This window comes from Streptomyces sp. R-07, assembly GCF_049913175.1.
Taxonomy (GTDB): Bacteria; Actinomycetota; Actinomycetes; order Streptomycetales; family Streptomycetaceae; genus Streptomyces.
The window spans coordinates 7,027,460-7,048,864 of record NZ_CP183978.1 but is presented as its reverse complement, the minus strand read 5'-3'; the positions used below and the strand labels follow the sequence as shown (position 1 = coordinate 7,048,864).

At 73.3% G+C, this 21,405-nt stretch carries 19 protein-coding genes; 7 read left to right on the top strand and 12 right to left on the bottom strand.

Features of this window, described 5'->3' with window-relative positions:
• Positions 1 to 40 precede the first annotated feature (40 nt).
• Positions 41 to 676 carry a LutC/YkgG family protein gene (locus tag ACN9M0_RS32240; RefSeq protein WP_366040321.1) on the top strand — a complete coding sequence of 212 codons (636 nt, stop codon included), beginning with the start codon at positions 41 to 43 and terminating at the stop codon, positions 674 to 676.
• 50 nt (positions 677 to 726) lie between these two features.
• On the opposite strand, the gene ACN9M0_RS32235 is transcribed toward ACN9M0_RS32240, so the two are convergent.
• From ACN9M0_RS32235 to ACN9M0_RS32220, 4 genes are read right to left on the bottom strand one after another with little or no spacing between them, the layout of a single operon-like run.
• A complete protein-coding gene (locus tag ACN9M0_RS32235; protein ID WP_426404663.1) occupies positions 727 to 1,752 on the bottom strand; it encodes a LacI family DNA-binding transcriptional regulator in 1,026 nt (341 codons plus the stop codon).
• A gap of 29 nt (positions 1,753 to 1,781) precedes the next feature.
• Positions 1,782 to 2,696 (bottom strand): carbohydrate ABC transporter permease, encoded by a 915-nt coding sequence (locus ACN9M0_RS32230; protein ID WP_366040319.1) that lies wholly within the window; start codon positions 2,694 to 2,696, stop codon positions 1,782 to 1,784.
• Positions 2,693 to 3,625, bottom strand: coding sequence for a carbohydrate ABC transporter permease (locus ACN9M0_RS32225; RefSeq protein ID WP_366040318.1), 933 nt, complete (start codon positions 3,623 to 3,625; stop codon positions 2,693 to 2,695). The genes ACN9M0_RS32230 and ACN9M0_RS32225 overlap by 4 nt, the downstream gene beginning before the upstream one ends.
• Complete coding sequence (locus ACN9M0_RS32220; RefSeq protein ID WP_426404662.1) at positions 3,622 to 4,938, bottom strand: ABC transporter substrate-binding protein; 1,317 nt, start codon at positions 4,936 to 4,938, stop codon at positions 3,622 to 3,624. Before ACN9M0_RS32220 ends, ACN9M0_RS32225 begins: the two co-directional genes overlap by 4 nt.
• Before the next feature lie 209 nt (positions 4,939 to 5,147).
• On the opposite strand from ACN9M0_RS32220, the gene ACN9M0_RS32215 reads away from it, so the two are divergent.
• Positions 5,148 to 7,181, top strand: a complete 2,034-nt coding sequence (locus tag ACN9M0_RS32215) for a beta-galactosidase (RefSeq protein WP_426404661.1) — start codon at positions 5,148 to 5,150, stop codon at positions 7,179 to 7,181.
• A gap of 171 nt (positions 7,182 to 7,352) precedes the next feature.
• A complete protein-coding gene (locus ACN9M0_RS32210) occupies positions 7,353 to 8,936 on the top strand; it encodes an arabinogalactan endo-beta-1,4-galactanase (RefSeq protein ID WP_399701747.1) in 1,584 nt (527 codons plus the stop codon).
• Positions 8,937 to 8,992: 56 nt separating this feature from the next.
• On the opposite strand, the gene dgoD is transcribed toward ACN9M0_RS32210, so the two are convergent.
• The 5 genes from dgoD to ACN9M0_RS32185 form a co-directional block, all read right to left on the bottom strand.
• Entirely contained in the window at positions 8,993 to 10,138 is a 1,146-nt protein-coding gene (dgoD, locus tag ACN9M0_RS32205; RefSeq protein ID WP_366042580.1) for a galactonate dehydratase, read from the bottom strand.
• Positions 10,135 to 10,887, bottom strand: coding sequence for an SDR family NAD(P)-dependent oxidoreductase (locus tag ACN9M0_RS32200; RefSeq protein ID WP_399701744.1), 753 nt, complete (start codon positions 10,885 to 10,887; stop codon positions 10,135 to 10,137). Before ACN9M0_RS32200 ends, dgoD begins: the two co-directional genes overlap by 4 nt.
• Before the next feature lie 37 nt (positions 10,888 to 10,924).
• Positions 10,925 to 11,911 (bottom strand): sugar kinase, encoded by a 987-nt coding sequence (locus ACN9M0_RS32195; RefSeq protein ID WP_366042578.1) that lies wholly within the window; start codon positions 11,909 to 11,911, stop codon positions 10,925 to 10,927.
• Positions 11,908 to 12,582, bottom strand: a complete 675-nt coding sequence (locus ACN9M0_RS32190; RefSeq protein WP_366042577.1) for a bifunctional 4-hydroxy-2-oxoglutarate aldolase/2-dehydro-3-deoxy-phosphogluconate aldolase — start codon at positions 12,580 to 12,582, stop codon at positions 11,908 to 11,910. The genes ACN9M0_RS32195 and ACN9M0_RS32190 overlap by 4 nt, the downstream gene beginning before the upstream one ends.
• Before the next feature lie 151 nt (positions 12,583 to 12,733).
• Positions 12,734 to 13,693, bottom strand: a complete 960-nt coding sequence (locus tag ACN9M0_RS32185; RefSeq protein WP_426404660.1) for an SMP-30/gluconolactonase/LRE family protein — start codon at positions 13,691 to 13,693, stop codon at positions 12,734 to 12,736.
• Positions 13,694 to 13,845: 152 nt separating this feature from the next.
• Between ACN9M0_RS32185 and ACN9M0_RS32180 the strand changes: the two genes are divergently transcribed.
• Positions 13,846 to 15,120 (top strand): ROK family protein, encoded by a 1,275-nt coding sequence (locus tag ACN9M0_RS32180; protein ID WP_426404659.1) that lies wholly within the window; start codon positions 13,846 to 13,848, stop codon positions 15,118 to 15,120.
• Between the two features lie 163 nt (positions 15,121 to 15,283).
• Here ACN9M0_RS32180 and ACN9M0_RS32175 read toward each other — a convergent pair whose 3' ends face one another.
• On the bottom strand, positions 15,284 to 16,057 hold the full coding sequence (locus ACN9M0_RS32175) for an IclR family transcriptional regulator (protein ID WP_366042574.1): 774 nt from the start codon (positions 16,055 to 16,057) through the stop codon (positions 15,284 to 15,286).
• Positions 16,058 to 16,220: 163 nt separating this feature from the next.
• Between ACN9M0_RS32175 and ACN9M0_RS32170 the strand changes: the two genes are divergently transcribed.
• Complete coding sequence (locus tag ACN9M0_RS32170; RefSeq protein WP_426404658.1) at positions 16,221 to 17,375, top strand: mandelate racemase/muconate lactonizing enzyme family protein; 1,155 nt, start codon at positions 16,221 to 16,223, stop codon at positions 17,373 to 17,375.
• Entirely contained in the window at positions 17,372 to 18,406 is a 1,035-nt protein-coding gene (locus ACN9M0_RS32165; protein WP_426404657.1) for a zinc-dependent alcohol dehydrogenase, read from the top strand. The genes ACN9M0_RS32170 and ACN9M0_RS32165 overlap by 4 nt, the downstream gene beginning before the upstream one ends.
• A 101-nt stretch (positions 18,407 to 18,507) precedes the next feature.
• Here ACN9M0_RS32165 and ACN9M0_RS32160 read toward each other — a convergent pair whose 3' ends face one another.
• Positions 18,508 to 18,810 carry an antibiotic biosynthesis monooxygenase family protein gene (locus ACN9M0_RS32160; RefSeq protein WP_366042571.1) on the bottom strand — a complete coding sequence of 101 codons (303 nt, stop codon included), beginning with the start codon at positions 18,808 to 18,810 and terminating at the stop codon, positions 18,508 to 18,510.
• A gap of 136 nt (positions 18,811 to 18,946) precedes the next feature.
• Between ACN9M0_RS32160 and ACN9M0_RS32155 the strand changes: the two genes are divergently transcribed.
• Complete coding sequence (locus tag ACN9M0_RS32155) at positions 18,947 to 19,180, top strand: substrate-binding domain-containing protein (protein WP_426404656.1); 234 nt, start codon at positions 18,947 to 18,949, stop codon at positions 19,178 to 19,180.
• Here ACN9M0_RS32155 and ACN9M0_RS32150 read toward each other — a convergent pair.
• On the bottom strand, positions 19,170 to 21,380 hold the full coding sequence (locus ACN9M0_RS32150) for a glycosyl hydrolase family 95 catalytic domain-containing protein (protein WP_426404655.1): 2,211 nt from the start codon (positions 21,378 to 21,380) through the stop codon (positions 19,170 to 19,172). The genes ACN9M0_RS32155 and ACN9M0_RS32150 overlap by 11 nt on opposite strands.
• Between the last annotated feature and the right edge of the window lie 25 nt (positions 21,381 to 21,405).

Below are 21,405 nucleotides of genomic sequence, written 5' to 3'. Positions count from 1 at the left end.
GCGCGGCGGACCGAGCAGGAAACCCGAGGAAGGACCGCTCATGACCGACTCCCGCGCACGGATCCTCGCCCGGATCCGCGCCGCCGTCGCGGACGCCCCCGCCGCTCCCGCCGTCGCCCGCGACTACCGGACCAGTCACACCCCGGACGACCCGGCCGGCGTTCTCGACCTGCTCCACGAGAACCTCGCCGACTACCGGGCCCACGTCCACCGCACCGCACCGGACGGCGTCGCCGGGCTCGTCGCGCGGCTCCTCGCGGAGCGCGGGGCGCGCAGCGTCGCCGTCCCGCCCGGGCTGCCCGAGGAGTGGCTCGCCGCCACCGAGGCCGTACGGCGGTTCGACGAGCCCCGCCTGACCCCGTACGAACTGGACGGCACGGACGCCGTGGTGACGGGGTGCGCGGTGGCGGTCGCCGAGACCGGCACGATCGTCCTCGACGGCGGCCCCGGTCAGGGCCGCCGGGCGCTCACCCTCGTCCCGGATCTGCACCTGTGCGTGGTGCGGGCCCCGGAGCAGGTGGTGGCCTCCGTACCGCTCGCGATGCCCCGGCTCGACCCGGCGCGGCCGCTGACGTGGATCTCCGGGCCGTCGGCGACGAGCGACATCGAGCTCGACCGGGTGGAGGGCGTCCACGGGCCGCGGACCCTCGAGGTGATCCTGGTGACGGGCCGGTAGGGCGAACGGCCGGGCCCGCGAAGGTCCCGGCCGTGTCGACAGGACGGCTTCTACGCCGACTCGCGGCGGACGAGCTCGGTCGGCAGGATGACCGTCGCCGGGTCCTCGCCCGCTATCCGCGCCAGGAGCGTGCGGACCATCTCGGTGCTGATCCGGTCCCAGGGCTGGCGGATCGTGGTGAGCGAGGGGCGGGAGGAGAGGGCCGCCGGGGAGTCGTCGAAGCCGCCCACGGCGATGTCCTCGGGGACCCGCTTGCCCGCTCGGGCGAGGGCGTCGAGGACGCCCTGCGCCATCAGGTCGGAGGCGACGAAGACGGCGTCGATGTCCGGGGCGCGCTCCAGGAGGGCGACGGCGGCGTCCTCGCCGCTGGCCCGGCTGTAGTCGCCGGTGGCGATCAGCGTCTCGTCGACGGGCAGGCCGTGCTCGGCGAGCGTCTCGCGGTAGCCGTCGAGGCGCTCCACCCCGCCGGGGGTGTCGAGCGGGCCGGTGACGGTGGCGATCCGGCGCCGCCCGGTCGCGTACAGGTGGCGCACCATGTCGCGGGCGCCGTCCCGGTCGTCGGCGGCGACGTAGCCGATCTTGGCGGTCTGGCCGAGGGGCTTGCCGCAGGCGACGACGGGGACGCCGGCCTCGTGCAGCCGGGCCACCACCGGGTCGCCGGAGTGGCTGGAGACGAGGAGGACGCCGTCGACATGGCCGGCCTCGATGTAGCGGAGGTTGCGGCGGCGTTCGTCCTCGGTGCCGGCGATCATCAGGAGGAGCGGGATGTCCTGGGCGGCGAGGGCCTGGGTGCAGGCCCTCAGGAGGACGTTGAAGTTGGGGTCCTCGAAGAAGCGCTCCTGCGGCTCGGTGAGGAGGAAGGCGACCGAGTCGGACTTGCCGGTGATCAGCGAGCGGGCGTGCCGGTTGACGACGTATCCCGTTCTTCGGATCGCGGCGTCGACGGCCGCCTTCGCCGTCGGGCTGACGTAGTGGCCGCCGTTGAGGACGCGGGAGACGGTGCCGCGCGAGACTCCGGCCTCTCGGGCCACGTCGTGGATGGTCGCCGGGCGGCGCCTGCTCGCTGCTGTGCTCATGCTGTGTGTTTCCCCTCGATCCCCTGTGGTCAGGACTTTACGGCGCCAGAAAGCAGGTCGAGGCTCCAGAAGCGCTGGATGACCAGGAACAGGGCGATGAGCGGGGCGATGGCGAGGAGGGCTCCGGTGATGACGAGGGTGTAGAGGGAGGGCTGGCTGGCGCCTTGCTTGAGGAGGGTGAACAGGCCCACGGTCATGGGGAACTTCTCGTCGTCGCCGAGCATGATGAAGGGCAGCAGGAAGTTGTTCCAGATGGCGACGAACTGGAAGAGGAAGATCGTCACCAGGCCCGGGGACATCATGGGGACGGCGATCCGCAGGAAGATCCGCCACTCGCCCGCGCCGTCCATGCGGCCCGCCTCGACGAGCTCCATGGGGATGGCGGCCTCGGCGTAGATGCGGCCGAGGTAGACGCCGTACGGGGAGAGGATCAGCGGCAGCAGCACGGACGCGTACGTGTCCGTCAGATCGGCCTCGGCCATGAGCAGGTACTGCGGGATGGCGAGGATGACCGGCGGCATGAGGACGCCGGTGAGGATCAGGTTGAAGAACGCCTCGCGGCCGCGGAAGCGGTACGTGGCGAAGGCGTAGCCGGCGAACGCGGAGACCACCGTGGACAGGACGGCGCCGAGGCCCGCGTAGAAGACGGAGTTGCCCATCCAGCGCCAGTAGATGCCCTCGCGGTACGCGTCGAGGTCGGCGAGGTTGTCGGCGAAGCCGTCGCCGGGCAGGAAGGTGAAGGTGGAGAAGAGGTCCTGGCCCGACTTGGTGGCGGCGACCACGACCCAGGCGACGGGGAGCAGGCAGTACAGCGCCCCGAGGACGAGGGCGGCGGTGGGGAGCAGGGCCGTGCGGCGGGGGCGGGGAGGGCCCTGGGAGGTGCCGGGGGTGGTGCCGGCGGCCGGGGCGGTCGCGCGGAGCGGCGGGGAGGCGAGCCCGGTCATCGGCTGGCTCCTTGTGTGGTGCGGCGGTTGGAGACCCGGAGGAGGGCGAAGGAGAGCGCGAAGGTGGCGAGGGCGAGGACCACGGCGGTGGCCGAGGCGGCGTAGATGTTCCCGCCGGTGAAGGCGTCGCTGTAGACCTTCATGAGGGGGCTCCAGGTCGAGGGGATGCCGTTGGTGAGCGGCTTGAGCGTCATGGGCTCGTTGAAGACCTGGAGGGTGGCGATGATGGAGAAGAAGAAGGTGAGCACCAGGGAGGGCGCCACCATCGGGATCTTGATGCGGAGCGCGATCTGCAGTTCCGAGCAGCCGTCGAGCTTGGCCGCCTCGTACACCTCGGCGGGCAGGGAGCGCAGCGCGGTGTAGATGACGATCATGTTGAAGCCGGTGCCGCCCCAGATCGCGATGTTCGACATCGCCAGGTAGAGCGGGCCGCCGTCCATGAGGTCGGGCTGCGGGAGTCCGAAGGCGTCGAGGAGGTAGAGGAAGGGGCTGACGTCGGGAAGGTAGAGGAAGCCCCAGAGGAGCGCCGCGATGACGCCGGGGACGGCGTACGGCAGGAAGATCGCGAGCCGGGCGAAGGAGCGGGCCCGGACGCGCTCGGAGTCGAGCAGGAGCGCGAAGAACAGGGCGAGGCCGAGCATGACGGGGACGACGATCGCGCCGTAGCCGAGGACGCGCAGGGCGCTGTGGAGGAACTCGGAGTCGGTGAGGGCGGAGGTGTAGTTCTCCAGGCCGGCCCAGACCTCGTTCCTGGCTCCCTTGCCGAGCCCGAGGCCCTTGATCTCGATCTTGTGGAAGCTGAGCCAGAGGGCGTAGCCGATGGGCAGTGCGAAGAACAGGGCGAAGAGGAGGGCGGCGGGGAGGAGGAAGCCGTACGGGGCCGCCTTGACCCCGTACGACCGGCGCACGCCCTGGCGGGGCTGCGTCACTTGGCGACTCCGAAGCCCTGCTTCTTCAGGTCCGCGACGGTGGCGTCCCGCACGGTCGTGAGGGCGGTGCCGAAGCCGGACTTCGCCTTGGCCGCCTTGCCGAACTCGTCCTTGAAGGAGGTGTAGGCGACGTTCACGTTGGGGCCCCAGGCGGCCGGCGCGGTGGTCTTCGCGATCTCGGCGGCGCGGGTGTAGAAGTCGGGCTGGTTGGCGAAGTAGTCGGGGGCCTTGGCGAGGGCGCCGCTGGTCTGGGCGGCGGTGGCGGCGGGGTAGATGCCGCTCTCCTTGACGAGGGCGGCGAGGGCCTTCGGGTCGGTGTTCAGCCAGACGGCGAACTTCGCGGCGGCGTTCTTGTGCGGGGAGTCGGAGGTGACGGCGGTGGAGGAGCCGCCCCAGCTGCCGGTGGCGTTCGCGCCCTTGGTCCACTGCGGGAGGGGGGCCATGGCCCACTTGCCCTTGCCGTCGGGGGCGGCGGTGGTGAGGGTGCCGGGGGCCCAGACGGCGCTGACCCAGGCGAGCTGCTCGCCGGTGTTCATGGCCTTGTTCCAGGCGGGGGTGTACATCGGCTGGTTGTCGATGGCGCCCTCGGCGACCAGGCCGCCCCAGAAGTCGGTGACCTTCTTGGTGGCGGCGTCGTCGATGCCGACCTTCCAGTTCTCGCCCTCGAAGGTCCACCACTTGGCGCCGGCCTGCTGGGAGAGGCCGGCGAAGAGGCCGGCGTCGTTGGCGGAGAAGGTGGTGAGGGACTTGCCGGGGGCCTTCTTCTTCAGGGTGCGGGCGGTGGCGGCGAACTCGTCCCAGGTGGTGGGGACGGAGAGGCCGTACTGCTTGAAGAGGTCCTCGCGGTAGAAGAACATCAGCGGCCCGGAGTCCTGCGGCAGGGCGTAGACGGCCTCGCCGCCGAAGGTGGTCTGCTGCCAGATGCCGGGGGCGAAGGCGTTCTTGACGCTCTCCGGGACCTCGGTGGCGATGTCGGCCAGGGAGTCGTTGCTGACGAGGGTCGGGAGGGCCTGGTACTCGGCCTGGACGAGGTCGGGTCCCTTGTGCGCCTTCGTCGCGGTGATGACCTTGGTGACGAGGTCGTCCCCGGAGGCCTGCTTCTGCACGGTGACCTGGATGTCGGGGTGCTCGGCGTTCCAGAGGGCGGCGACCTTGTCCATGCCGGGCGCCCAGGCCCAGTAGGTGAGCAAGACGGGGCCGGAGTCGGCGCCCGCCTTGCCGTCCGAGTCCGAGGAGCCGCAGGCGGAGAGCGCGGTGGCGCCGAGGAGGACGGCGGTGGCGGCGGCGAGACCGCGGCGCGTGATGTGAGGCATGGGGTACTTCTCCCTGACCGAAAAAGGGGCCTCTCCCTCGAGCGGGAGGGCCGGTCATGCATCTGTGAGCGTTCACAGTAGAGAAACGTTCCAGACACTTGTCAATGGTTGTTCGTGTGCGGTTATGTTGCGTTGCCACATCGAGATCGAGTGTGTGCACGTTCCCAAGGAACCAAAGCTTCCAACTTTCGAGGTTTCAGGAGAGACTCATGCCGCAGACCACTCCCAAGGGCCTGCACCGGCTCGCGTTCGGCGGGGACTACAACCCCGAACAGTGGCCGGAAAGCGTCTGGCAGGAGGACGTCCGGCTGATGCGGGAGGCCGGCGTCACCATGGTGAGCGTCGGGATCTTCTCCTGGGCCCTGCTCGAACCGGAGCCGGGCCGGTACGACTTCGGCTGGCTCGACCGGCTCCTCGACCTGCTGCACGAGAACGGCGTCCGCGTCGACCTGGGCACCCCCACCGTGGCGCCGCCCGCCTGGTTCTACCGCGCCCACCCCGAGGCCCTGCCCGTCACCGCCGAGGGCGTCCGCTTCTCCTACGGCTCACGCGGGGCGATCTGTCACAGTTCGACCGCCTACCGCACGGCCGCCGCCGGGATCACCACCGAACTCGCCCGCCGCTACGGCAGCCACCCGGCGCTCGCCCTCTGGCACGTCCACAACGAGTACGGCGTCCCCGTCAGCGCCTGCTACTGCGACAGCTGCGCCGCCCACTTCCGCCGCTGGCTCCACGAGACGTACGGCTCGGTGGACGCAGTGAACGAGGCCTGGGGCACCGCCTTCTGGGGGCAGCGCTACGGCTCGTACGAGGAGATCGACCCTCCCCGCGTCACCCCCACCGTCGGCAATCCGGCCCAGCAGCTCGACTACCGCCGCTTCGCCGACGCCACCATCCGGGAGAACTTCCGGACGGAGCGGGACATCCTGCACGAGCTGGCCCCCGGCATCCCCGTCACCACCAACTTCATGACCGCCCTCAGCCAGTGCGACTCGCTCGACTACTGGGCCTGGGGCCGCGCGGTCGACCTCGTCACCAACGACCACTACCTCATCACCGACGGCCGCCGCACCCACGTCAACCTCGCCATGGCCGCCGACCTCACCCGCTCCGTCGCCGGCGGCGCGCCCTGGCTGCTCCTGGAGCACTCCACGTCCGGGGTGAACTGGCAGGCCCGCAACCCGGCCAAGCGCCCGGGCGAGATGGCCCGCAACTCCCTCGCGCACGTCGCCCGCGGCTCCGAGGGCGCGATGTTCTTCCAGTGGCGCCAGTCCCGGCGCGGCGCCGAGAAGTTCCACTCCGCGATGCTCCCGCACGGCGGCACCGACACCCGGATCTGGCGGGAGGTCGTCGCCCTCGGAGCCGGCCTGAAGGCCCTGGAGGAGGTACGCGGCAGCCGGACCGTCCCGGACGTCGCCATGCTGTGGGACTGGCACTCCTGGTGGGCGCAGAACCTGGAGTGGCGGCCGAACGAGGCCCACGAGGCACGCGAGCGCGCCGACAGCTTCTACGAGACCCTCTACGACCGGCACCTCACCGTCGACTTCGCCCACCCCGAGTCCGACCTCTCGGCCTACCCGCTGGTCGTCGTCCCCGCGCTCTACCTCACCACCGAGGCCGCCGGGCAGAACCTCCGCGAGTACGTCGAGAACGGCGGCACCCTCGTCGTCTCCTACTTCTCCGGGATCGTCGACGAGCACGACGCCGTCCACCCCGGCGCACACCCGGGCGCCCTGCGCGAGGTCCTCGGCCTCACCGTGGACGAGTGGTCCCCGCTCCTGGACGACCAGCGCGTGACCGTCGCCGGCCCGGACGGCGCCACGCTCACCGGTGACGTGTGGACGGAGTTCGTCCGGCCGCGCGGGGCCGAGACCGTGTGGACGTACGCGGACGGCCCGGCCGCCGGCGGCCCCGCCGTCACCCGGCACCGGCTCGGCCGGGGCACCGCCTGGTACGTCTCCACCCGGCTGGACGCGGCCTCGCTCGACGCGATCCTCGCCGCCGCCTGCGAGGACGCCGGGGTCGCCCCGCGCGCCGCGCTCCCCCACGACGTGGAGGTCGTGCACCGCGCCGGGGACGACGGGCAGTGGTACGTCTTCGTCCTGAACCACTCCGCCGCGGACGCCGAGGTGCCGCTGGACGGCTCCGGCACGGAGCTCCTCGGCGCCTCGGGCGGCGAACCGGTCGACGGCAAGCTCACCGTCCCGGCCGGCGCCGTCCGCGTCGTACGCCTCGACGCCTGACCGCAGCCCCTCCCCCACCCCACCCGGGGCCCCTGGACTCCCCGGGGGCGGCCCGCACCCCGCTGCGCCGCCCCCGGGTGAGCCGTACCACCGCACGGCTCCACCGCACAGCACCACCGCAAGGAAACACCGCACGACACTCACATCCGCCACCGTCGAAGGGACTCGACGATGCACCCCACCACCAGAAGCCGCTTCCGCCCGCGCGTCGCGGCCGTCGCCGCCGCGCTCGGCGCCCTCCTCCTGGCCCCCCTGCCCGCCGCTCAGCAGGCCGAGGCCGCCGCCACCCTCACCAACACCGGCTTCGAGGCCGACGGCACCGGAACGGCCACCCCCTCCGGCTGGTCCACCTACTCCGCCGCCGGCCAGAACGCGGCCTCCTTCACCGAGGCAGGAGGCCACAGCGGCGGCTACCGCCTCACCCACTGGTCCTCCGCCGCGTACAAGGTCGAGACGTACCAGTACCTCTCCGGTCTCACCGACGGCGACTACACGCTCAGCGCCTGGGTCCGCTCCGGCGGCGGGCAGAACTCCGCGTACCTCGCCCTGCGCAACTGCGGCTCCGCCGAGCAGCGCACCGACCTCCCGGTGACGTCGAGCGGCTGGATACGGATCGTCACCCCGGTCAAGGTCGTCGGCGGGGGATGCACGATCAGCGTCAACTCCGATGCGAACGCGGGCAACTGGATCAACGTCGACGATCTGACCTTCACCTCCGGCACGACCGGGCTCACCGTGAAGGGCGTCGATCTCTCCGCGCTCAAGAAGAGCGAGGACCTCGGCGGGACCTACAAGTCGAGCGCCGGCGTCACCGGCGACCCGGTCGCCCTCCTCAAGAACTCCGGCGCGAACTACGGCCGCCTCAAGGTGTGGGTGAACCCGGCGGACGGCTACAACGACAAGGCCCGCGTGCTGGCCACCGCGAAGCGGATCAAGGCGCAGGGCATGAAGCTCCTCGTCGACTTCCACTACTCCGACATCTGGGCCGATCCCGGCGCGCAGACCAAGCCCGCCGCCTGGTCCGGCCACTCGTACACCCAGCTCAAGACCGACGTGTACGACCACACGTACGACGTCCTCAACGCCCTCAAGGCGCAGGGCACCACCGCCGACATGGTGCAGATCGGCAACGAGATCAACACCGGCATGCTGTGGCCGGAGGGGTCGACCAGCAACTGGTCGCAGCTCGCCGGCCTGCTCAAGTCCGGCATCTCCGCCGCCAAGGCGGTCTCGTCGAGCACCCAGATCGCGCTGCACCTCGCCAACGGCGGCGACAACACGCTCTACCGCACGTGGTTCGACAACGCGACGGCGCAGGGCGTGAGTTACGACGTGATCGCGCTGTCCTTCTACGGCTACTGGCACGGCGCGCTGTCCTCGCTCCAGGCCAACCTGGACGACATCTCGGCGCGTTACGGCAAGAAGGTGATGGTCGCGGAGACCGCGTACCCGTTCCGCCTCGACAGCGAGGACGCCCACGAGAACATCATCGACCTCTCCTCCGAGCTGGTCTCCGGCTACCCGGCGAGCAGCTCGGGCCAGTCCGCCTGGCTGCGGGACGTCATGAACGTCGTCGAGGCGGTGCCGAACGGCCGCGGCCTCGGCGTCGTCTACTGGGAGCCGACCTGGACGGCCGTCGCGGGCAACGGCTGGGACCCGGCCGACGCCTCCTCGGGCAACGGCTGGGAGAACCAGGCCCTGTTCGACTACGACAGCAGGCTGCTGCCTGCGGCGGGCGTGCTCGCCCACCGCTGACCCCGTGCGACCGAGGGGCGGGCTCGTTCACGAGCCCGCCCCTCTCCCGTTTCCCGCTACCACTCGGCCAGCGAGCCGTCGTCCCGGCGCCAGGCCGGGTTGCGCCAGCGGTGGCCCACCTCGGCGGCCCGCTCGACCGCCTTCTCGTCGACCTCGATCCCGAGACCCGGACCGGTCGGCAGGGCCACGTGCCCGTCCTCGTACCGGAAGACCGTGGGGTCGACGAGGTAGTCGAGCAGGTCGGAGCCGGTGTTGTAGTGGATGCCGAGGCTCTGCTCCTGGATCAGGAGGTTCGGCGCGGCGAAGCCCACCTGGAGGCAGGAGGCCAGCGCGATCGGGCCCAGCGGACAGTGCGGGGCGAGGGACACGTCGTACGCCTCCGCCATCGCGGCGATCCTGCGCACCTCCGAGATGCCGCCCGCGTGCGACAGGTCGGGCTGCGCGACCGCGATGCCCTGGTCGAGGACCTTCTTGAAGTCCCAGCGGGAGTAGAGGCGTTCGCCGGTCGCGATGGGGATCGAGGTCGAGCGGACGATGTCGCCGATGTGGTCGCTCATCTCGGGGACGACCGGCTCCTCCACGAAGAAGGGCAGGTACGGCTCCAGGAGCGGCAGGACCCGGCGGGCCATCGGCGCGGTGAGCCGGCCGTGGAAGTCGATCGCGATGTCGAACTCGTCGCCCACCGCCTCCCGGATGGAGGCGACCCGGTCCACGATCGCCTGGGTGGCGGCCGGGGTGTCGATGAGCCGCAGCTGCGCCGAGGCGTTCATCTTGATGGCGGTGAAGCCCTCGTTCTTGCGGGCCAGGGCCTCGCTCGCGACCTCGTCGGGGCGGTCGCCGCCGATCCAGCTGTACACGCGGGCGCGGTCGCGGACGTTGCCGCCGAGGAGCTGCCAGACGGGGACGCCGAGCGCCTTGCCGGTGATGTCCCAGAGGGCCTGGTCGATGCCGGCGACGGCACTGGAGAGGACCGGGCCCCCGCGGTAGAAGCCGCCCTTGGTGAGGACCTGCCAGTGGTCCTCGATCTTCATCGGGTCCTGGCCGATCAGGTAGTCGGAGAGTTCGTCGACGGCGGCGGCGACCGTGTGGGCGCGGCCCTCGACGACGGGTTCGCCCCAGCCGGTGATGCCCTCGTCGGTCTCTATCTTCAGGAAGCACCAGCGGGGCGCGACGAGGTGGGTGCGCAGGGCGGTGATCTTCACTTGGACTCCTTCTTCACGGTCCAGCCGCCGTCGACGACCAGGTTGGTTCCGGTGATGTAGGCGGCGTCGGCGGAGGCGAGGAAGGCGACGGCGGCCGCGACCTCCTCGGGCCGGCCGAGCCGCGCGAGGGCGGTGGCGTCGGCGGAGAGCCGCCGTCCCTCCTCGTCGACGTCGTTCCACACGTCGGTGAGGATCGGGCCCGGCAGCACGGAGTTGAAGCGGACCTCGGGCCCGTACTCGACGGCGAGCTGGCGGACCAGCGCGCACATCCCGCCCTTCGCGGCGGCGTACGCGGCGTAGCCGGGCAGGCCGAAGTCGGCGTGCACGCTGGAGGTGGCGACGAGGCTGCCGCGCTCGGCGCGCAGGTCGTCGAGGAAGACGCGGGTGGCGAAGTAGAGGGCCCGCAGGTTGACGGCCATCTCCCGGTCCCAGGTGGCGACGGGGAGTTCGTGGGCGGCGGCCGCGGTGTGGACGAAGGCGTTGCTGTGGAGGACGCCGACCGGGCCGAAACGGCTGTGGGCCTCCGCGCGCAGCGCCTTCCAGTCCGACTCGGAGGAGACGTCGCAGCGGACGTAGGCGGCTCGGCCGCCGTCGGCGCGGATGGCGGCGGCGACGGCCTCGCCCGCCTCGTCGGCGATGTCGGAGACGATCACCGCCGCGCCCTCGGCGGCGAGGCGGGCGGCGCTGGCGGCGCCGATGCCGGAGGCCGCGCCGGTGACGACGGCGGTCTGTCCGGAGAAACGGTTCATGGGAGTGGGTTCCTGGTGTTCCTGTGTACGGGTGGGGTCAGCGGGAGATGTCCTGGGCCGCGAGCAGGCCCAGTTCCTCGCGGCGCGGGAGGCCTTCCCAGTCACCGGGGACGGAGACGGCGAAGGCGCCGCAGAGAGCGGCGACGCGGAGGCGTTCCGGTGCCGGGGAGCCGTCGAGGACGGCGGCGAGGTAGCCGGAGACGAAGGCGTCTCCGGCGCCGACGGGGTCGACGGCGGTGACGGGGACGGCCGGTCGGTGGTGCGGCTCGTCGTCGACGACGGCGAGGGCCCCCTCGGCGCCGAGCTTCAGGACGGCCTGCCGGGGGCCGAGCCGGGTGAGGGCGCGGGCCATCGCCTCGGGCCCGTCCTCGGGCACGAAGAGGGCGGCCTCCTCGGGGCCGGCGAAGACGATGTCGGCGTACGGGAGGAGGCGGGCGAGCACCTCGGCGGCCTCGGCGCGGGTCCAGAGCCGCTCGCGGTGGTTGACGTCGAAGGAGACGGTGACCCCGGCGGCGCGGGCGAGCGCGACGGCGTGCTCGACGGCGGCGCGCGCGGTGGCGCTCAACGCCGGTGTGATGCCGGTGACATGGAGGATCCGGGCGCGGGTGATCCGCTCCTCGTCGAGGTCCCCGGGGGCGAGCCGGGAGCCCGCGAGACCGGCCCGGTAGTAGGTGACGCGGAGCCGGTCGGCGGTGCGGCGCTCACGGAGCATCAGGCCGGTGGGGGCCTCCGGGTCCGTACGCGCGGCGGAGACGTCGACGCCCTCGGCGCGCAGTCCGGCGAGGACCATCGCGCCGGTCGCGTCCGCGCCGACCCGGCCGGTCCAGGCCGCCGGGTGGCCGAGGCGGCTCACGCCGACGGCGACGGTCGCCTCGGCACCGGCCCAGCCGAGGCGCAGGGCCGCACCGGAGGCGAGCGGCCCGGGCTCGGTGGCGGCGACGACGGCCATGGCCTCGCCGAGGGTGACGAGGGCGGGGGTCGGCGGGGCGGTGTCGGGCGCCGGCCCTCCCGTCGTCGCGCTCATGCGCGGATCCCTTCCAGGAAGGCGGCGGCCCGCTCGGTCAGGGCCGTGAGGGAGCCGCCCTCGCAGGCGTCCCCGACGAGGGGGCCGCCGATCCCGAGGGCGGCGGCCCCGGCGGCGAGGTAGGCGGGGGCTTCGGCCGCGCCGATGCCTCCGGTCGGGACGAGGGGGACGTCGGGCAGCGGGGCGCGGACGGCCTTGAGGTACTCCGGTCCGCCGGTGGCGGCGGGGAAGAGCTTCACCATGGTGGCGCCCGACCGCCAGGCGGTGAGGATCTCGGTCGGGGTGTACGCGCCGGGGAGCACCGGGACGCCCAGGCGGACGGCCTCGGCGATGACCTCGGTGGAGGTGGTCGGGGTGATGAGGTAGGTGGCTCCGGCCTCGACGGCCGCCTGGGCTTCGGCGGGCGTGGTCACCGTGCCGGCGCCGAGGGCGAGTCCGGGCGGGGCGTCGGCGGCGTACTCGCGCAACGCGTCGAGGACACCGGGGGTGGTGAGGGTGAACTCGGCGGCGCGGACGCCGGACGCCCGGAGGGTGTCGGTGACTTCGGCGAAGCGGGTGGCGGAGGCGGAGCGGAGGATGGCGATGACGGGGACGGCGTCGAGGGCGGCGCGGAGCCCGTCGTGCGCGGCGGATCCCTCGTACCGACGGGGTGTCCGGGGCGGGGTGGTCATGCTCGGTCCTTGGTGCGTAGGGGTTCGGTGGACGGCGCGCGGGGTGCTGCGCGGGCCGGCGACTCGGCGCGCGGAGTCCGCGCGGGCCGGCGACTCGGCGCGCGGAGTCCGCGTGGACCGGCTCGGCGCGCGGAGTCCGCGTGGGCCGGGGTCAGTGGTCGGCGTACGGAGTGTTGGGGAGGCCCGTCGCGCCGGGGCGGCAGACGAAGAGGCGGCCCGCGTCGGGTTCGGCGCGCAGGCGTTCCTCGTCGAGGCCCACGGACGCCGTCGTGACGACCAGCACGTCGAGCCCCGGTCCGGCGAAGGCGCAGCTCGTCACGTGCGAGGCGGGGACCTCCACGCGCGCGTGGAGGGTGCCGTCGGCCTCGAAGGCGAGGACTTCGCCGCCTCCCCAGACGGCGACCCAGACGCGGCCCTCGCTGTCGACGGTGAGGCCGTCGGGGACGCCCCGGTCGAGGACCGCGAAGGGGCGGCGGTCGGTGAGGGCGCCGGTCTCCGTGTCGTAGGCGAAGACGTCGACGCGGCCGGTGGGGCTGTCCGCGTAGTAGAGGCGGGTGCCGTCGGGGCTCCAGCCGAGGCCGTTGGAGATGGTGACGGAGCCGAGCAGGGTGACGAGCCCGTCTCCGTCGAGGCGGTAGAGGGCGCCGGCGCCGGGGCTCTCGTCGTACGCCATGGTGCCGGCGAGGAGCCGGCCCGCGGGGTCGACTGCGGCGTCGTTCATGCGGCGGGCCAGGCCGTCGTCGGGGAGGACGGGCGCGGCGCGTTCGACGGCCTCGGTGACGGGCCGGCCTTCCGCCAGGTGCAGGACGGAGGTGCCGGCGGCGGCGAGGAGTGCTCCGGAGGCGCAGGGGAGGACGGCCCCGACGGGCCGGTCGAAGCGGAGGGTGCCGACGGGCGCGAGGTCCGGCAGGCCCTCGCCCGGCGCGGCCCCCGGTAGCCCCTCGCCCTGCGCGGCCTCCGGCAGGGTCTCGCGCGGGGTGAGGGCGGCCCGGTGGACGAGGCCTTCGGGGATGTCCACCCAGAGCAGTTCCTGGCGCCGGGGGTCCCAGACGGGCCCTTCCGTCAGGCGTCCGGGCAGGGGGGAGCAGGGTACGGCCCTGAGGTGGTGCATCTGGCCTCCTCGGTCGGCGACTGGTGCGGCGCGAGAAAAACTACGGGTTCGTCTAACGGTTGTAAATAACCTGCCCTCCTCTTCTTCCAACCCTTTGAATAAGATCTGGGGGACGGGCGGTGTACGGGCAGGCCGAGCGGAGGACAGCACAGATGATCAAGCGGACGTCGCAGGAGATTCGCCGCCTCAATCGCTTCGAGGTCCTGCGGCGCTTCTACGCGGGACCGGGCGCGATGAGCCGCCAGGACCTCGCGGCGGCGACCGGCCTGTCCTTCGCGACCGTCGCCAACCTCACCGCCGAGCTCCTGGAGGCCGGTGTCCTCGTCGAGGCGGGCCACGAGGACTCCAGCGGCGGCCGGCCCCGCGCGCGGCTCGCCGTCAACGCCGAGCGGGGCGCGCTGATCGGCATCGACATCGCGGAGACCTCGGTCCACGCGGAGCTCTTCGACCTGGCCCTGGAGGTCCGGCACTCCGTCGAGCGACCGCTCCCCCCGGGCGACGTCCGGCCCGCCGACGTGGTGGAGCAGCTCGCCGCATGCGTCGAGGAACTCCTGCACGGCGCCGGCGTGCCCCGCGAGCGGGTGCTCGGGGCCGGGGTGAGCGTGCCGGGCATGGTGGAGCGCGAGGGCGGCGTCTCGTCGTACTCCCCGTACTGGTCCTGGCGCGAGGTGCCGCTGCGGTCCCTGCTCGACGAACGCCTCGGGCTGCCCCTCTGGCTCGACAACCCGCTGCGCGCCAGCACGGTCGCCGAGCTGTGGTTCGGCGCCGGGCGGGAGGTCGACGACCTGGTGGTGCTCACCCTGCGCGCCGGCGTCGGCGCCGGGATCGCGATCGGCGGCCAGCTCTACCGGGGCTTCACCAACAGCGCCGGCGAGTGGGGGCACACCTGCCTCGCCGTCGACGGCCGGCTGTGCACCTGCGGCAACCGGGGCTGTGTGGAGGCGTACGTCAGCACGCGGGGGATCGCCCAGACCTGGCGCGAACTCGCCCCCGGCGACGAGCGGGCGACGGGGACGGACGACGCGGCGACGGTCGCCGCCCTGGCCCGCGCGGCCGCGGAGCAGGACCCGGTGGCCGAGGCGGTCATCGACCGGACCGCCCGCCACCTCGGTGCGGCGGTGGCCAATCTGATCAACCTGCTCAACCCCCGGGTGCTCGTCCTCGGCAACCAGGTCGTGGACCTGCTCGGCGAGCGCCTGCTGAGCGCCACGTACGAGGCGGTCGCCCGGCACGTCCTGCCGCTGCCGCACCGGGCCGCGACCCTGCGGCGCAGCGCGGTGCCGCACAACGCGGTCACGCGGGGCGCGGCCGCCTTCGCCCTGGAGGGCTTCCTCGACGACCGGGAGGTCTTCGGCCCGGTCAGCCGCATGCGCCAGCCGCGCGAACGCCGGGACACGGGACGCGCGGCCGCTGATGTGGAGGCGTGAGCCGACACCGGCGCGGGTGCCGAAGCCGATGCCGACGGCGGCGCCGGTCGGTGCATCAGCGAAGGTACGAGCGTCCGCGCCGGTCCGAGCATCAGCACTGGTACGAGCGTCCGCGCCGGTGCGTACACCAGGGCAGGTACGAGCGTCCGCGCCGGTCCGTGCGTCAGCGCACCGCGCCCCGGTGCCCCAACCGGGCCGAGAGTTCGCCGGCTCCCTGGACCGCGAGGGCGGTGAGTTCGTTCTCGCGGTCCTCGCTCCAGCGGTGCACCGGCACGGAGACGGACAGCGCCGCGACGACCCGGCCGAAGCGGTCCCGTACCGGCGCGGCGACGCAGCTGACGTCGGGGTTGGACTCCTGCTGCTCGACGGCGACGCCGAGGATCCGGATCTCCGCGAGCGCGGCCCGCAGCACGTCCGGGCCGGTGAGGCTGTGCGGCGTCATGGCGACGAGTTCGCGCTCTTCGAGCCGCTCGTCGAGCTCGTCCTCGGGCAGGGTGGCGAGCAGCATCTTGCCCACGGCGGTGCAGTGGGCGGGGAGCCGCCGGCCGGCCGCCGAGACCATCCGCACCGCGTGGGTGGAGTCCACCTTGGCGATGTAGATGACGTCCATGTCCTCCAGGACGGCCACGTGGACGGTCTCGCCGCAGGTGTCGGCGACCTCGCGGGCGACCTGGTGCCCCTCGGCCGCGAGGTCGAGCTGCTCCGCGTACCGGCTGCCGAGCTGGTACGTACGGACGCCGAGCCGGTAGCGGCCGGGCTGTTCCGGCACCGGGACGAGGTAGTTGCGGGCGGTCAGGGTGGTGACCAGCTCGTGGGTGGTGGTGCGCGGCAGCTGGAGCCTGCGGGTGATCTCGGGTGCGGACAGCGTGCCGTCGCCCTGGAGGAAGAGCTCCAGTATGTCGAACGCCCTGGTCACCGCGGGTACGAGTCGTCCCATGGCCCCCACCTCACCCTCACACTGTTCGATATTCCGGACCACGATCGAAATCGCGGACAGAGACTAGCGTGGGCGCGCTCCCGTCGGCACCCCCGCCGCCCCCGCCTCGGTCACGCCGCCCTCCCGCAGAGTGGCGTTCGACATTCCGAACGGAGCAATCACCGTGCGCATCACGGGAATCACCACTCATGTCGTCGGCACGCCCTGGCGCAATCTCACCTATGTCCTGGTCCACACCGACGAGGGGCTGACCGGCGTCGGCGAGACCCGCATGCTCGGGCACACCGACGCCCTGCTCGGCTATCTCCGTGAGGCGGAGGCCAACCACATCGCGGGTTCGGACCCGTTCGCCGTCGAGGATCTCGTCCGGCGGATGAAGTACGGCGACTTCGGGCGGGCCGGCGAGATCGTCATGTCCGGGATCGCGGTGGTGGAGACGGCCTGCTGGGACATCAAGGGCAAGGCGCTCGGCGTGCCGGTCTGGCAGCTGCTCGGCGGGAAGGTCACCGACCGGGTCAAGGCCTACGCCAACGGCTGGTACACCACCGAGCGCACCCCGGAGGCCTACCACGCGGCGGCCCGCGCGGTCGTGGCGCGCGGCTACCGCGCCCTGAAGATCGACCCGTTCGGCGACGGCCACTACGAGCTGGACGCCGCGCGCTCGCGGGAGTCGGTCGCGCTGATCGAGGCCGTCCGTGACGCGATCGGCCCGGACACCGAGCTGATGGTGGAGATGCACGGGCGCTTCTCCCCCGCCACGGCCGTCCGGCTCGCGCGCGAACTGGCCCCGTACCGGCCCGCCTGGCTGGAGGAGCCGGTGCCGCCGGAGAACCTCAAGGCCCTGCGCAAGGTCGCCGACAAGGTGGACCTGCCGATCGCGACGGGTGAACGGATCCACGACCGGATCGAGTTCCGCGAACTGTTCGAGTCGCAGGCGGCCGACATCGTCCAGCCCGATGTCGGGCACATCGGCGGCATCCTGGAGGCCAGGAAGCTCGCCGCCACCGCCGAGACCCACTACGTCCTCGTCGCCCCGCACAACGTCGGCGGCTCGGTCCTCACCGCCGCCAGCCTCCAACTCGCGTCCTGCACCCCCAACTTCAAGGTTCTGGAGCACTTCAACGACTTCGCCGACGCGGAGATCAAGAAGGTGGTGCGCGGGGCGCCCGAGGTCGACCCGGAGACCGGCTGCTTCGCGGTCTCCCACGCGCCCGGCCTCGGCGTCGAGCTCGATGTGGACGCGGCGGCCGAGTTCCCTCAGCAGCGGGCCCGCTTCGACCTGTGGGCCGAGGGCTGGGAGAAGAGGCAGCCGAAGTGAGCGCGCGCTCCGGCACGGTGACGGGTCGTGCCGTCCTCGTCGACCGGCCCGGTGAGCACCGGCTCGTCGTACGCGAGACCCCCGCGCCCGGCCCCGGCGAGGTCCGGGTGCAGGTCGCCGCCGCCGGGATCTGCATGAGCGACCGCGAGCTGTACGAGGGCCGCCGCGCCCCCGGTTACGTCCGCTATCCGGTGGTCCCCGGCCACGAGTGGTCGGGCACCGTGGAGGCCGTCGGCCCGGGCGTCGACCCGGCGCTGGTCGGCCGGCCGTGCGTCGCCGAGGGCTTCCGGGCCTGCGGGACGTGCGAGCGGTGCCGGTACGGGGAGACCAGCCTGTGCACGGCCGGGTACGCGGAGACGGGTTTCACCGAACCGGGCGCCTTCGCCGACCACCTGGTGGTCCCCGCCCGGCTGCTGCACCCGCTCCCGGACGGGGTGGACCTCCGGGCCGCGGCCCTGCTCGAACCGGCCGCCGTCGTCGCCGCCGCGGTACGTGCCGGTCGGCCGCGCCCCGGCGAGCGGATCGCCGTCGTGGGCGCCGGAACGCTCGGCCTGCTCGCCGTCCAGCGGCTCGCCGCCTCCTCCCCCGCCGAACTGACCGTCGTGGACCCCCGTACCGAACGGGCGGTGCAGGCCATGGAGTTCGGCGCCGAACGGGCTGTCACCCCGAAGGAGGCGGAGGACGCGGCGGGGCGTTTCGACCTGGTCGTCGAGACCGCCGGGGCGCCCACGACCGCGGCCTCCTCCTGCCTCCTGGCCCGCAAGGGCGGCCGGGTGGTGCTCACCGGCATGTTCGGCGCGGGCGCCACCGGCATCGACCCGGTCCACCTGTCCGTCAGCCAGCTGGAGATCCGCAGCGTCTTCGGCGCGTCCTCCGCCGCCTGGGCCGACGCGGTCCGCGCCCTCTCCGTGGGGCTGCTCGACCCGGCCGCGCTCGTCACCCACGAGTTCCCGCTCGAACGGTTCGGGGAGGCGCTCGCCCTGGTGGGCGGCGGCGATCCGGGCACGGGCAAGGTCCTGCTGCGCCCCTGAAGCCCCCTTGCCTCCCCGCACGCCCTCCCCGACCCCGCTCGGCTCGCGGGCCCCGGGCGCCCTTGTCCGCTTCGGGAAGACCCCCGCTGACGCACCGTCCTTCAGTCGGCGTCCGGTTCGGCGAGCAGGTCGTCGACGATGGCGAGGCGCGTCTCGGGGAAGTACTCCGCGATCGCCTCGCGCATCATCGCCTCGCCCTCGGGATCGGGGGTCCCGCACTTCTCCCGGGTCTCCCGGTCGGGCCAGCGCGCGTACGCCACCCAGGTGCCGTCGTCCGCCCGGTGGAGCCGGGAGCCGTGGCTTCCGCACTCCTGGTGGATCGCCAGGGTCACCCGGTGCCAGCCGTCGAGGAGCAGCTGCTCCTTGCCCGGGCGCACCCGCCACCGGTAGATCACCGCGAACATCTCTCCGCCCCCCTCGTCCCGCCGGCAGCCCGCGCCGCCCCCGGAGCACAAGCGAACTACACCGACCAGTTCACCGTCAAGACTGAACGGTTCGGTAGACAGCCGCGCGAGCCTGACGTCGAAGCGCTTCGATCCCGTGCCGGAGGACGTGTCGGTGGTCTCGGTCTGCGCCGGTCAGATCGCCGCTCAGGCCTCGGTGGCGCTCAGTTCGGTGCCGATCCCGGCGCAGGAGCTGGGCCGCCGGGCCGTGGAGCGGCTGATCGCCCGCCTCGCCCGGCCCGGCGACGAGGGGGTCACCGGGGTCGAGCTCCTGGCGCCGGCCCTGACCGTACGGGACAGCTCCGGCCCACCGCCCGGCCTCAGGAACTGACGGTCCGCTCCTCGCCCGCGCGCAGCACGAGCCGGGTCGCCCCCGCCGGGGTCCTGAGCTCGATCTCCGCGTCCCGGTCGGGGCGGAGGACCGCGCGGTACGCACCCGGTGACCAGCTCAGGTCGACGCGGGCGCCGAACCGGGTCCGTACGCCGGTGAGGCGCCCCTCCGGACAGCGGTCGGGCCGCGCGGGCAGCAGGACGAGCCGGCCGGGCGTGGACTGCACGAGGGCCTCGATGAGCAGCGCGGGCAGGGTGTGTGCGGCGTCGGCGTTGTAGACGTCACGGCCCGGGTAGTGCGCGCTCATGAGGGAGGCGTGGAAGTAGTCGCCCGCGAGGACCCGGCCGAGGGCGTCGTCGGTGCGGGCGGGGTCCCGGAGGCGGGCGGCGACCAGGCCGTGGTGGAGGTGTCCGTGGGCCGAGTCGTTCTCGCTGCCCCGGAGTTCGAGGGCGCGACGCGCGGCCTTCGCGAGGTCGGGGGTGTCGTACGGGTTGATCTCGTCGAGCGGCCAGACCGGGTACAGATGGCTGAGGTGCCGGTGGTCGTAGCGGTCTTCGAGGCCGGGCCTCGCCCATTCGGCGAGCGCCCCCTCCTCGTTGACCCGGTACGGCGGGAGGCGGTCGGCGAGCGCGCGCAGGCGGTCGGCGTCGGACGCCGGGGCGCGGTCGGCGGCGGCGCGCAGCGCGCGCCGGGCGGCGGCGATGTCCATGGTGGCGTCGATCGCACCCCAGCTGCCGCCGCGCGGCCGGTTCTCCGGCGAGTACGAGGGGACGACGACGATCCGTCCGTCGGGTCCGGTGCGGGTGAGGAAGTCCTCGTAGAAGAGGGCGAGTTCGGCGAGGGCTGCGGTGGTCGCCGGGTCGCGGCGGCCGGTCGCCTCCTCGTGGTCGAGGAGTGGTTTCAGGAGCCAGTCGGCTCCCGCGGTCCACAGGTGCAGGGGGTATTCGAGGCTGAAGTGGTACGAGTGCCCCGACTCGCCGTCCGTGTGGGAGGGGGCGACGATGCCCCGGGCGCCGAAGATCGCCTTCGCGTTGTCCCGCCAGTCCGGCAACTGGTCCTGGATCAGCGCCGCGTGGGCCTCCGTCACCTCGGGCAGGTCGGCGGCGACGGCGGACGAGGTCTGGAGGTTGAGGTTGGCGTTGGTGGTGTAGGCCCCGGACCAGGCGGTGTTCCAGTCGCCGGTCCACAGGCCGGTGAGCCGGGGCGGGCGGGCGCCGGAGGAGGAGAGCAGGTGGTAGCGGCCGGCGGCGAAGAGCCGCTCCAGGAGGGCGGGGCTGCCGGGCCTGCGGAGAAGGGTGGAGCCCGGGAGGTCCCGCTCCGCCGGGTTCGCGCCGAGGTCGAGGGTGACGCGCCGGTAGGCGGCGGCGTGCAGGGCGGTGTGCCGGGCCAGGAGCCGGGCGTGGAGCCCGGCGAGGTCCGGGTCCGGGTCGCCGAGCAGGAACCGCAGTTCCTCCGTCTCCTTCTCCGCGTCGAGTTCGCCCTCGTGGCGGCGTACCCGGGTGAGGAGGAGCAGCTGCCGGGCGCCTTCGACGCGGATGCCGGAGGCGGTGACCGTGGTCCGGCCGGTGTCGGTGAGCAGGAGGGTGAGGCCGGTGTATCGGAGCGGGCTGCCGGGGTAGCGGGCCTGCAGGGTCAGGACGGTCTCGCGGCGGGCGGTGGCGACGCCCCGGCCGGTCATGAGGTCGGCGGGGACGCCGGGCAGCCGGTGGTCGAGGTCGATCTCGACGGCGGGCCCGGGCCCCGTGACGTACTGGACGAGGACGTCGTCGGCGCGGGAGACGAAGACCTCGCTGCGCCGCTCCCCGCTCAGGCCGGTGACCACCCCGGTGGTGAAGTCCACCGACCGGCGGGTGGGGAGGGCGGGTCCGCCTGGCGCGCGCCGGATCCGCGTCCGGAAGCCGGGGTGGAAGGGCCGCACCCAGCGCAGTGGCCGCCCGTCGGTGAACCGCTCGGCCGCCGTCACGTCCCCGGCGAGCAGGGCGTCCTGGAGGGCCGGGAGGGCGGCGGCGAGCCGGGGCGGCGCGGTGTCGGCGGGCGGGTTGTTCGGCCGTACGAGGCTGTGGTGGGTGACGATCACCTCGTCGTCCTCGGGGTCGCCGGGGACCAGGGCGCGGTGCCGGCCGTTGCCGGCGAGGAAGGCGTCCTCCCAGCGGGCGGCGGGCACGGGCTCCCAGGTCCCGTGGACGGGGCCGTGTGTCACGGGGCCAGCTCCAGGACGCCCCGTG

What these genes read in the sequence shown, in the direction of transcription:
- ACN9M0_RS32160 (WP_366042571.1), bottom strand. Translation starts at nt 18,810, where the DNA reads ATGTTCGCGGTGATCTACCGGTGGCGGGTGCGCCCGGGCAAGGAGCAG.
- ACN9M0_RS32180 (WP_426404659.1), top strand. Translation starts at nt 13,846, where the DNA reads ATGATCAAGCGGACGTCGCAGGAGATTCGCCGCCTCAATCGCTTCGAG.
- ACN9M0_RS32220 (WP_426404662.1), bottom strand. Translation starts at nt 4,938, where the DNA reads ATGCCTCACATCACGCGCCGCGGTCTCGCCGCCGCCACCGCCGTCCTC.
- ACN9M0_RS32210 (WP_399701747.1), top strand. Translation starts at nt 7,353, where the DNA reads ATGCACCCCACCACCAGAAGCCGCTTCCGCCCGCGCGTCGCGGCCGTC.
- ACN9M0_RS32200 (WP_399701744.1), bottom strand. Translation starts at nt 10,887, where the DNA reads ATGAACCGTTTCTCCGGACAGACCGCCGTCGTCACCGGCGCGGCCTCC.
- ACN9M0_RS32235 (WP_426404663.1), bottom strand. Translation starts at nt 1,752, where the DNA reads ATGAGCACAGCAGCGAGCAGGCGCCGCCCGGCGACCATCCACGACGTG.
- ACN9M0_RS32240 (WP_366040321.1), top strand. Translation starts at nt 41, where the DNA reads ATGACCGACTCCCGCGCACGGATCCTCGCCCGGATCCGCGCCGCCGTC.
- ACN9M0_RS32230 (WP_366040319.1), bottom strand. Translation starts at nt 2,696, where the DNA reads ATGACCGGGCTCGCCTCCCCGCCGCTCCGCGCGACCGCCCCGGCCGCC.
- ACN9M0_RS32185 (WP_426404660.1), bottom strand. Translation starts at nt 13,693, where the DNA reads ATGCACCACCTCAGGGCCGTACCCTGCTCCCCCCTGCCCGGACGCCTG.
- ACN9M0_RS32175 (WP_366042574.1), bottom strand. Translation starts at nt 16,057, where the DNA reads ATGGGACGACTCGTACCCGCGGTGACCAGGGCGTTCGACATACTGGAG.
- ACN9M0_RS32190 (WP_366042577.1), bottom strand. Translation starts at nt 12,582, where the DNA reads ATGACCACCCCGCCCCGGACACCCCGTCGGTACGAGGGATCCGCCGCG.
- ACN9M0_RS32215 (WP_426404661.1), top strand. Translation starts at nt 5,148, where the DNA reads ATGCCGCAGACCACTCCCAAGGGCCTGCACCGGCTCGCGTTCGGCGGG.
- ACN9M0_RS32195 (WP_366042578.1), bottom strand. Translation starts at nt 11,911, where the DNA reads ATGAGCGCGACGACGGGAGGGCCGGCGCCCGACACCGCCCCGCCGACC.